At 45.6% G+C, this 9572-nt stretch carries 15 protein-coding genes and 3 pseudogenes; 7 read left to right on the top strand and 11 right to left on the bottom strand.

What is annotated here, in order from left to right:
- Positions 1 to 754 precede the first annotated feature (754 nt).
- The 3 genes from ABUL11_RS10350 to ABUL11_RS10340 are packed head-to-tail and all read left to right on the top strand — an operon-like array spanning position 755 to position 2527.
- Complete coding sequence (locus tag ABUL11_RS10350; RefSeq protein WP_396957894.1) at positions 755 to 2068, top strand: AAA family ATPase; 1314 nt, start codon at positions 755 to 757, stop codon at positions 2066 to 2068.
- On the top strand, positions 2068 to 2355 hold the full coding sequence (locus ABUL11_RS10345; protein ID WP_350283778.1) for a hypothetical protein: 288 nt from the start codon (positions 2068 to 2070) through the stop codon (positions 2353 to 2355). Before ABUL11_RS10350 ends, ABUL11_RS10345 begins: the two co-directional genes overlap by 1 nt.
- Positions 2356 to 2368: 13 nt before the next feature.
- The gene (locus ABUL11_RS10340) at positions 2369 to 2527 is read left to right on the top strand and encodes a hypothetical protein (RefSeq protein ID WP_350283777.1); all 159 of its coding nucleotides are present in this window, start codon (positions 2369 to 2371) and stop codon (positions 2525 to 2527) included.
- A 55-nt stretch (positions 2528 to 2582) separates the two neighbouring features.
- Here the strand turns inward: ABUL11_RS10340 and ABUL11_RS10335 are convergent, their stop codons facing one another.
- The 5 genes and pseudogenes from ABUL11_RS10335 to ABUL11_RS10315 all read right to left on the bottom strand — a co-directional run.
- Positions 2583 to 2912, bottom strand: a complete 330-nt coding sequence (locus ABUL11_RS10335; RefSeq protein WP_350283776.1) for a HigA family addiction module antitoxin — start codon at positions 2910 to 2912, stop codon at positions 2583 to 2585.
- Positions 2913 to 2921: 9 nt separating this feature from the next.
- Positions 2922 to 3212: a type II toxin-antitoxin system RelE/ParE family toxin gene (locus ABUL11_RS10330; RefSeq protein WP_350283775.1), complete on the bottom strand. Its 291-nt coding sequence runs from the start codon at positions 3210 to 3212 to the stop codon at positions 2922 to 2924.
- Between the two features lie 470 nt (positions 3213 to 3682).
- Positions 3683 to 3982, bottom strand: coding sequence for a hypothetical protein (locus tag ABUL11_RS10325; protein ID WP_350283774.1), 300 nt, complete (start codon positions 3980 to 3982; stop codon positions 3683 to 3685).
- 26 nt (positions 3983 to 4008) lie between these two features.
- Positions 4009 to 4206, bottom strand: coding sequence for a transposase (locus ABUL11_RS10320; protein WP_350283773.1), 198 nt, complete (start codon positions 4204 to 4206; stop codon positions 4009 to 4011).
- A gap of 5 nt (positions 4207 to 4211) precedes the next feature.
- Positions 4212 to 4791: pseudogene (locus ABUL11_RS10315) on the bottom strand (DDE-type integrase/transposase/recombinase); the annotation flags it as partial.
- A gap of 51 nt (positions 4792 to 4842) precedes the next feature.
- Here ABUL11_RS10315 and ABUL11_RS10310 point away from each other — a divergent pair.
- Positions 4843 to 5121, top strand: coding sequence for a helix-turn-helix domain-containing protein (locus ABUL11_RS10310; protein ID WP_350283772.1), 279 nt, complete (start codon positions 4843 to 4845; stop codon positions 5119 to 5121).
- A 602-nt stretch (positions 5122 to 5723) separates the two neighbouring features.
- Here ABUL11_RS10310 and ABUL11_RS10305 read toward each other — a convergent pair.
- The 6 genes from ABUL11_RS10305 to ABUL11_RS10280 form a co-directional block, all read right to left on the bottom strand.
- Positions 5724 to 5888 (bottom strand): DUF1328 domain-containing protein, encoded by a 165-nt coding sequence (locus ABUL11_RS10305; RefSeq protein ID WP_350283771.1) that lies wholly within the window; start codon positions 5886 to 5888, stop codon positions 5724 to 5726.
- Between the two features lie 59 nt (positions 5889 to 5947).
- Positions 5948 to 6283, bottom strand: a complete 336-nt coding sequence (gene smbP, locus ABUL11_RS10300; RefSeq protein WP_350283770.1) for a small metal-binding protein SmbP — start codon at positions 6281 to 6283, stop codon at positions 5948 to 5950.
- A gap of 34 nt (positions 6284 to 6317) precedes the next feature.
- The gene (locus ABUL11_RS10295) at positions 6318 to 6605 is read right to left on the bottom strand and encodes a PepSY domain-containing protein (protein WP_350283769.1); all 288 of its coding nucleotides are present in this window, start codon (positions 6603 to 6605) and stop codon (positions 6318 to 6320) included.
- A 332-nt stretch (positions 6606 to 6937) separates the two neighbouring features.
- Entirely contained in the window at positions 6938 to 7144 is a 207-nt protein-coding gene (locus tag ABUL11_RS10290; RefSeq protein WP_350283768.1) for a CsbD family protein, read from the bottom strand.
- Between the two features lie 110 nt (positions 7145 to 7254).
- Positions 7255 to 7530 (bottom strand): CsbD family protein, encoded by a 276-nt coding sequence (locus ABUL11_RS10285; protein ID WP_350283767.1) that lies wholly within the window; start codon positions 7528 to 7530, stop codon positions 7255 to 7257.
- Between the two features lie 12 nt (positions 7531 to 7542).
- Positions 7543 to 7734: a hypothetical protein gene (locus tag ABUL11_RS10280; protein ID WP_350283766.1), complete on the bottom strand. Its 192-nt coding sequence runs from the start codon at positions 7732 to 7734 to the stop codon at positions 7543 to 7545.
- Positions 7735 to 7942: 208 nt separating this feature from the next.
- Between ABUL11_RS10280 and ABUL11_RS10275 the strand changes: the two are divergent.
- The 3 genes and pseudogenes from ABUL11_RS10275 to ABUL11_RS10265 form a co-directional block, all read left to right on the top strand.
- Positions 7943 to 8149, top strand: a pseudogene (locus ABUL11_RS10275) (IS3 family transposase); the annotation flags it as partial.
- 16 nt (positions 8150 to 8165) lie between these two features.
- Positions 8166 to 8734, top strand: a pseudogene (locus tag ABUL11_RS10270) (IS3 family transposase); the annotation flags it as partial.
- Between the two features lie 371 nt (positions 8735 to 9105).
- Entirely contained in the window at positions 9106 to 9396 is a 291-nt protein-coding gene (locus ABUL11_RS10265) for an H-NS histone family protein (protein WP_350283765.1), read from the top strand.
- Positions 9397 to 9572: the final 176 nt, after the last annotated feature.

Below are 9572 nucleotides of genomic sequence, written 5' to 3'. Positions count from 1 at the left end.
GAAAACCGTAGTCTGTCCCCAATGCTGTTCATTTTACGATAACTGGTGACCAATCATGGCACAAATTGAGTGGTTCACCCCCCTTGCGAGGCAGATGTTGCTTGGTTCGGCGTTTGACCAATCGTGGATTAATTGTTAATTCTGGCAGCGGCAGGATTAAACAGATAAAGACGGAAATTGTGGTTTGTTCCTGCCCCTGTTTTCTCGGGACAATGCAGGTGCGGTAACCTCAGGTTCGCGGGAGAGCGCACACAAGCGAAAAGCGCAACTGATCCGACTCGCTATGCACACGACGTGCTGAGGTTCATAGTACATCCGCAAAAAAGTGCGGTAGACAGACCCTCTGATCGTAAATTTCTGGGGTTTACAGTCAGTCGCGGCGTAAGTGTCCGCAATGTGTGGAACACGAGCAAGTCGGCGCATGGGCCATAGCGGTTATCAAAAACATCGGCGCTGGTTTGTCTTGCAGATCAGTCCCATATGATAATACATGCGGTATACGCGTTTATGGTTTCACGGGTGACCATCCAGGCTGACCAGGCGTAACCCACTGGAGTTGCTATCGACAGACAGAAGCAACTTTTTCAGGTTTATTCTTAAGACTAGTCGGACCATTTTAGATGGTGCGCAAAAAGAGATAATTTCTCTTTTATAACGACAAAATCTTATATTCTATGCATAATATTCATTTATAAGCACAATTTTCTCTTTTTCATATTAAATCGTGATTATTAGCTTCTCTATCGAAAACTGGATGTCTTTCCGTGATCCCGTCACATTTTCGATGATTGCCAGTCGGGAACGCCAGCATGGAGACAGATTGCCCAAGCTTGGGAAATACAACATTCGAATCCTGCCGATTGCTGCCATTTATGGCGGCAATGCTTCTGGTAAAACCAATTTCTTCAAAGCACTGAATTTCGCCAAGATGTTGGTAGTCAGGGGAACACAACCTGGCAGTTCCTTGCCCATTGAGGGTTTTCGTCTGGACAACACTAGCATCGATAAACCCTCTCGCTTTGCCTTTGAGCTGTTAATTGATGAAACGGTCTATGAATTCTCTTTTTCAGTAAATCGTAAAACCATTGTTGACGAGAAACTGGTGGTTGTCACAAGTACCAGTGAACGGGAGCTATATGTGCGCTCTGGTGGCCAGATCAAATTCAATGAAGCTCTGAAAAAGGATCAATTCTTGCAGTTTGCTTTCAAGGGCACGCGTGACAATCAACTATTCCTGACGAACTCGGTGTCACAGAAGGTGGATAATTTTCAGCCTGTCTATGACTGGTTCAAGGATTCGCTGGACTTGGTTGCCCCTGACTCGCGCTTCGAGCTTTTCGAACAGTTCCTCGATGATGGCCATCCCCTCTATGCCACGATGAACGAGATGCTACCGCAGCTTGATACGGGTATTGCACATCTAGGTGGAGAGGAGATTCCCTTCGAGAATATTCCCTTGCCCGAGCCGATGAAGATGCTGCTGCAGGAGGATGTCAAGGAAGGAATGACGATTCGCTTGATGTCGGACAAGAATGAGCGATTCGTCTTCACACGCAAGAATGGTGAGCTCGTCGCCAAGAAATTGGTGACCTACCACCCCAAGGCAGACGGTACGGAAGCCAAATTCGAGATCCGGCAAGAATCGGATGAATCACGACGCGTAATTGATCTACTGCCTGCTTTCCTGGAGCTTGCAGCACTCGGTTCGAAGAAGGTATTTGTTATCGATGAGGTGGATCGAAGTCTTCACACCCTATTGACACATCGTCTTTTGGAGGCGTACCTGGCCAGCTGCTCCGCTAATACCCGTTCTCAGCTCCTGCTGACTACCCATGATGTTATGCTGATGGATCAGCAGTTGCTTCGTCGTGATGAGATGTGGGTGGCTGAGCGCAAACCTGCCGGCGTATCCACACTGATATCTTTCAGCGAATTCAAAGATGTACGATACGACAAAGATATCCGTAAAAGCTATCTACAAGGCAGGCTTGGTGGAACACCTCGTATCTTACTCAGCAGCAATTTTGCAGAGGGAGAGGAGGCGCGAGCCACTGAGGAGGTACAATAGTGGCTGCTCAGCGACGGAAATTAAAGCGGCCGATGGGAGAACGGCGCTATAAAAAGCTCTTTTTCATCGCGGCAGAAGGTGTCAAAACCGAGCCGATCTATTTTGATATCTTCACCGATGAAACATCCGTTGTGCGTGTGAGCTATTTGAAAGGAAAACATGACAGCTCACCGTCACAGGTATTGAAAAGGATGACAGATCACCTTAAAAACAAGGAACTCAAACTATATATATGTTTAGTCCCACGACTGTATGGATCGACTCAAGCACTGAATTCAAGATTATGACAAAGGAATCAATATGCGGAAGATCAGTCAGGAACAAATTAACGATGCGATTTCCCGAGCCAAGAAGCGTGATCACCCCCCTTGCAAAGACTGGCCAAGAACGCTTGGACAAACAACTATCTACAGATTAATTGAAAATATCCTGAAATCCAGTAAAGGGTTTGTCAAATAACTTTTTCGCAACGGTGAAGTGGGCAGTTTGGTGTGGGGTCACGAACTTGGGTTAGTCAGACTGCTGAGTTTGGTTCAATCGGTTTTCCACTGAACGGCACAACTTTGATTTCCTCTGCGCGCTTGCGTGTTTGTGCGATATCGTAACTGTTTTGCATTCGCATAAGCGTATCCATTGACACGCCAAAAGCTTTTTCGATGCGTAATGCCATTTCTGGTGACAGGTGTGCACGCTCATTCAGCAATGCTGAAAGCGCCGCTCGTGAAACGCCCAGTACTTCGGCTGCGTTGCTTACAGACAGAGCTAATGGTTCAATAATTTCATGTTTGATAAAGCCGCCGGGATGAGCAGGGCTTTTCAAGCGAATTTCAATATTAGCGTTCATAGTCATCTCTTAGTGGTAATCTTCAAAATTGAGATCGATGATCTTGATTTCATTCTTATCGATCCGGAATGTCATTCGCCAATTTCTGGTGACAAATAGGCTCCATGTGCCCTTGCGGCTGCCAGTCAGTGTGTGAGCTTTCCAGTTTTGTATGGTGTGCAATTCGTCTTCTTTCTCCATATCCTGAAGGAAGGACACCATACGCCTAATTTTAGCGACAACATCAGGCGGTAATCCACTGGCATCATCGCTTTCGATGAATCTCCGTAACCTCTTATGTACAACACTTTTGATCTTCATCAGTTCAGCCTACTGAATCGAATTGTGTTGTGTCAAGCTACACAATACACTACGCTGTAACAGAATGTACAAAATTATCTGCTTCCTTCATTGTTACGACAGCACCGGATTGCCGTATCGGCTGCAGCCTCCTCGCAATAATGAAGTAGATGTAGTGCGGATCACTCCGATTTCTGTCGTCTTTGCGAACGCCAGCGGCGTGAAGCAATCCAGCAACGATGTCAGCAGAATATAAGGTTACCGGTTTTTATCGTGACACTGGATTGCCGCGTCGGCCGGGCCTCCTCGCAAGGACGGGTTGTTTAAGCAGTGTGCCAATAAAGCGCGGTCCTTACGGGAAAATAGGGGAATAAACCACGGTTTTCTGATGAGTTTACGCCTTGCCTTAATTCAGAAAGCAGTTTGCCACTCTGCTTGTGTTTGGTCCTGCCGAATGTTCTATGAAAACCGTGGTCTGTCCCCAATGCTGTTCACTTTACGACCACCGGCGACCAATCATGGCGCAAATTGAGTAATTCCCCGCCCTTGCGAGGCAAGTATTGCTTGGTTCGGCGTTTGACCAATCGTGGATTGGATCGCCCTCTCGGGCTGGTCAGTGTGCCCGATGCAGTCGCCTCAAGCAATTTCTGCCACCACTTCTGGAACTGCTCTGGAGAGGAGGGCGCCGCTGGGGGGAGTTTGCGACGCATGAGGAAAAGCGAATGTTTGAAGCTCAATCCATCGGGTGGCTGTTTCTGCGCCAATGCCGCCTCCAGCATCAATTTGCGCACGACATGATGTGCCAGAGCAGCAAGCCTCAGAACTCTTGGCGCACCAGTTCCGGCGTCTTGCTACGCAGGATGACATCCGCTCCTTTGAGCGTGGTCTTCATTTCCGCAAAAATGGTTTCGATCGTCCAGCGCGACTGGTAGAGCGCCGCCAACTCCTGGGCCGGGGCGGCTGTTGAATCGAGCAAGGTCGTCATCAGGAGATAGATCGGTTCAGCATCCGGCACGCCAGGCAGACAGGGTCGAAGATATGCAAGAAAGCATGCCTGTCTGTTTTGCGGTGGGTGAACGGGATGCCGTTGTCTGTGAGGATGGTATGGATTTTATAGGGTACGGTGGCGATGAGATTGCGCAGGAACTGCGCAGCTTCCATCTTGCCGTACTTGGGCAGTAATTCAGCATAAGCGAACTTGCTGGTTCGGTCGATGGCGACGAATAGATACAGTTTGCCTTCTTCTGTCCGTACTTCGGCAATGTCGATATGGAAATAGCCGATGGGATATGGGGCGAACTTTTTTCTGGCAGGTTTCTCGCCTTCCACCTCCGGTAAGCGGCTGATGTTGTGGCGCTGGAACAGGCGATGCAGGGATGATCGGGTCAGGGTGGGAATGCTGCTTTGCAAGGCGTAAAGGCAGTCATCCAACGGCAGCAGCGTATGTTTGCGGAAGGCTACGCAAGCGGCTTCCTTCTGGCGCCAGAACCGTGGAACGCGGCTCTTTCGGACCCATCCTGGCATCGTGCGTAAAGTTGCGCTTCTTCCATTTCGCCACCGTCTTGGGATTGATGGCGTAGCGCCTGGCCAGCACATTCACCTAGCCAAATCCAGATACAAGGAATTACAAGGAATTAGTGAGGAAGCTTAAATGAGCAAAAAATTTGAAAGTGTGTGGGATGCGATCGAAGATACGCCACAGCAGGCCGCAAGTATGAAGATGCGTTCTCAGTTGTTAATAGTTCTGCAAGAGCATTTGAGAAATAGTGGGCTTACGCAACTCAAAGCGGCAGAATTACTCGGGGTAACTCAACCTCGCGTTTCTGATTTGATGAGAGGAAAGATTGATCTGTTTTCTCTAGAATCATTGATAGATATGATTACGAGTATCGGTCTGAAAGTGGAAATGAACATTAAAGATGCGGCTTAAGGAAAACAGGGGGGGGGCACCCATTAACCGGCCGGAGTCAAGCGAGTAAAGGAATCAATGGCGGCATGAGCTGCCGGTTTTGAAACACATTCTTCGTTTGCGGTAGTCGATCACGCTTATTTCTTCAAATCGTGGCTGCGGCGAATCGCGCCAGACACTCATCCGGATCAAGCGAGCGGCGATGACTCTGTCTGTTGTTGCCTTGGCGGGCGGCTTCGCCACCCCGGAAGAACGTTGGTGTCCGCGGTAATCCCCCCACAAAGTAGCGGTGCCCAGAATTAGAATTTTCTTGTCCTCTACTTCGGGGGCCCATCATAAATGGGAGATTACCCATGGAACAGATTTTTAGTTAAAGAACAAATAAATAATGACCAGTAGGATTGCTGGTACGCCAAGTAGCCACGCCAGTATGTATTTACCCATTTCAATCTCCTTTAAAATATGTTGTTATAGTCAAATGATTATGAAATGTGGTGCAATAATGCTGTTCCTATGATGCAAGAATAGCAGTTGCACCACTATAACGAGATGGGGGCCACCGGACAGGAAACCTGAATTGTGTGAAGCAATATTCAATAATTAAAATCCTGGTTTCTAACCCTCTATAAAGGTGGACGTCTCCCAGTGACAAAAAAGAAAATGGCAAGAATTAGCCCTACGACAAATACTATCCATGCAATATTCATTGCTACGCCAGCAATGCCGGTAAGCCCAAAGATGCCAGCTATCAAAGCAATAATTAAAAATGTAACGGCCCAGCTCATCATTTTGTATTCCTCCTGAAAGCTGTAAAAAATCTTAAAAAGATTCCGAATTTTTGCTTGCTTTATTCTTTACCTGCAGCTTGCTTAAATTTATTTAGTGCATCAGTAGCAGCTTGTCTGGCGGAATCAGTATTATCAACACTTGATTCCTTGATAGTATCCTCCAGATATTTCAAACCCTCCAGGATATGCTGATCTTTTGGATCAGTTGATTTAGCTTCAGTGGCATGATGTTTTGCTTCTTCCGCATGCTCTGCAATCGTTCTCGCATCTACTGCTTCCATTGCGGCCTCAGTATGCTTGATGGCTTGTCGTAGATGCGAATTCTCTGCTTGCACGCTAACCGAACCGAACAAGAAAAAGGCTAGAAAAACGACATGTGATAATATCTTTTTCATGATTCGTCTCCTTTTTTGTTAACTATAGTTTTAATTAGTCTTTTTCCAGTTCAATTAACTGGCCGGCTGTATCTACTTCAAACTCTATTTCTGTACCATCGGCTTTTTTGGCTTCTACTTTGTAGACTTTCAGGCCCTCTTCTTTGGTCAGGCGTTCTTCAACGCTTTCAATTGTTGCACCCTGAGCATATTGAGCAATTGCCTGCTGTACTGCAGGAGGGAGAGTCGCATAATCCACGTCTTTATCCAGCAGACCTGCAAAAGATGTCGTAGTAACAAAAGAGGCAGCAACGAATGTGGACAAAATATTTAGTTTTTTCATGATAAACTCCTATAAATTTAACAAGTTAAAAGTGTTTCTTATTACATATGTACCGGCTGGCTCTTAAACTGAATGACTATTTCTGCATGAGGGTCCGATTATCATTTCTCAAAACAGCTTTATCTTTTTGATGAGTGCTGAAACGGGCCAGCCCGGCGAATGTGGTTCCTCAGTTAATGGAAAAACCAGGATGTGGATAACTACTTTGTAATACTTCTCGATTGATTGACATATGCTTCTTCTCCTAATTATTTAGGGTAAAAAGGTTATGGATAACGGATTGGAGGATTGTGGTAATCCGTTATCCATAATCGGAGGAGTGGGCGTGATACTCAGCAGTTATTACACTTGCTGGCAAAGTCATCCACTTGTTTTTCAGCTTCTTCTTTTGCAATTCCGTATTTGGCCTGGATTTTTCCTACCAGCTGATCACGTTTACCTGCAATAACATCCAGTTCGTCATCGGTCAGATCGCCCCAGGTTTCTTGGAGCTTGCCTTTTAGTTGTTTCCAGTTTCCTTCAACCGTATTCCAGTCCATGATTAGTCTCCTTTTATTAAACTTCAAACATCCAAAATCACTGGTTGAGTAAAAACGATTCATATACTCTCCCTGTCTAAAAAACATTATTTATCTATCCAGGTGCTTATCTAATATCCTTCGCTGTCGTCCCGCCGATAACGATTGCCTTTATTGTTGCCAGTATCGTTATCATGGTCGTATCCATCTGCGAATTTATGGGTAAAAGCATCCACCTGCCTTTCAGCTTCTTCTTTTGCAATTCCGTATTTGGCCTGGATTTTTCCTACCAGCTGATCACGTTTACCTGCAATAACATCCAGTTCGTCATCGGTCAGATCACCCCAGGTTTCTTGGAGCTTGCCTTTTAGTTGTTTCCAGTTTCCTTCAACTGTATTCCAGTCCATGATTAAGCTCCGTTATCGAATTTCTTTATTTAAACGCTCAAAATATAGAGGGCAGTAGAAGCTGATAAGCTTCTTCTCTTCTTTTAAAATATTATCTGTTTCCATAAATTTATCTCTGGCTTTATCAATATTCACTTCAATATAATTCTGTGTTTGTTCATCAAAATAAGAAATCTCGTGTCCTGTCTTATCACCATTTCTCATGTGATTTACCTTTCTTGAAATAATGAATCGTTTTAATAATTATATCAACGCAGAGATTGATTAATTATTAATAATGGTAAACAGAAATCATAAAACTTATGCAAATTAAATCATGATTCAATGAATAATTAATAGATTCATATTTACTAGTCGAATTAGTATTTCTTAACTAATAATATCTAAAAATTAGTTCATTTCATCTTCACCGAATCACAAACGGGTATACCGGATCTATTGCGAACCGGAGCTGAATCTGTGCATCCGGCCGAAAAAGCGGTTGGTCAGGGAGAAGCCAGAGCCACTGGCTGTGCCACAAACCATCCACGACTGCTGCTCGATGGATTTCATGCATGATCAACTGAGGGAGGGTGGTAGCTTCCGCTTCTTCAGCGATATCAACGATTTCAATCGTGAAGTGAACCGCCCCGCGCCTGGTGCAGGAGCACCGGGACGAATACTCATCATCGCTGTAGGCCGCCGCGCCGCCCATCGCGCCGAAGATCGGGTGTTCCACGTATACGCTGACGAAATGGGTTCGCAACCATGAAGTCGCGATCATGGTCTTCGTCCTGGTGTCACCACCGAAGAAAACGAACGGATCCAGGCATTGGAGCGCGAGGTCAAAGAGTTGCGCCGCGCCAATGAGATTCTGAAGTCTGCCAGCGTTTCTTTATCGAAACTGCGCGTTCGCTTGTTTTCACCCTGGTAGCACTCGACCGCGAACTGAAGAAACGAACGCCTACATTTACGGGGTTGAGCCTATCTGCCGGATGTTGCAGGCCACTCCATCCGCCTCTCGGCGTCATGTCATCCGTGTGCATTGCCCGTAACTGTGCAGCGCACACGTGCCAAGAGAGATGAGAGCCTGATGGTCGACATTAAGCGCGTCTGGCAGGTCAATATGCAGGTCTATGGTGTACGCAAAATCTGGCGTCAGCTGCAACGCGAAGGCATTGCTGTGGCCCATTGTACGGTTGAACGCCTGATGCACTGTTCAGGCGCAGGTACCGCATTATTGGTACCGAATTCCAATACAAAAAACTGGATGATCAGTACCGACGTGCGCACTGGGTGGTTGAGTATGCGTCTGTTGCTGTTTCCGAATGCAAAAGTGAAAGTGAGCGGGAATTTGTTGTTAGAGATGTATTGCAATTGGCAAGTGTTTATGCGGATCGCAGATGCTCCGTTCCGATGAATGATGCCGAACGGGCAATTGAAGAGATTCTTTCCCTTCCTCAGGTAATCTCATTATATGATTTATGGAATCATAGAAATTGGTTAGACTGTAAGAGGCATTTCATCTCATTGATTGGCGGATAATGCGTTTTTGCAGAAAATAGAAAATAATATTTTTATCAATATAGATCCAAGATGAAGAACTTGACTTATATGGAGATTCAGCAAGAAATCCGGAAGCTGCAAAATTGGTCTGATGAAATTCGTGCGAAAGAGATAGCTGATGTTATTGCGGATATCAAGGCAAAGATTCAGTTATATGGCATCACTGAAAAAGATTTAGGTTTTGGTGAGAAACAGAAAAAAGAGATTTTTCCTCCTTTATATAAAAAAGGTAATCAGACCTGGTCGGGGCGCGGGCGCCAGCCCAAGTGGATAAAAGAGCATCTTGAAGCAGGTGGAAACCTTGAAGATCTGCTGGTTTGACTGATAAGACCTGTTTGAAGCAGAACTAACTGAATTTGTGGGTGTTATACACAATCAGTAATCGTAGCGATAGCCATAAAACCAATTGATGACATTATTTAATCCTATCAGTTAAATGAGAGATAAAATTCGTGCAATCGTTTTGCGTTCGATTATCAGATAGTTGCGGTAGATTA

It is taken from the genome of Nitrosomonas sp. (assembly GCF_040256045.1).
GTDB lineage: Bacteria > Pseudomonadota > Gammaproteobacteria > Burkholderiales > Nitrosomonadaceae > Nitrosomonas.
This window is presented reverse-complemented; position numbering and strand designations above follow the sequence as displayed.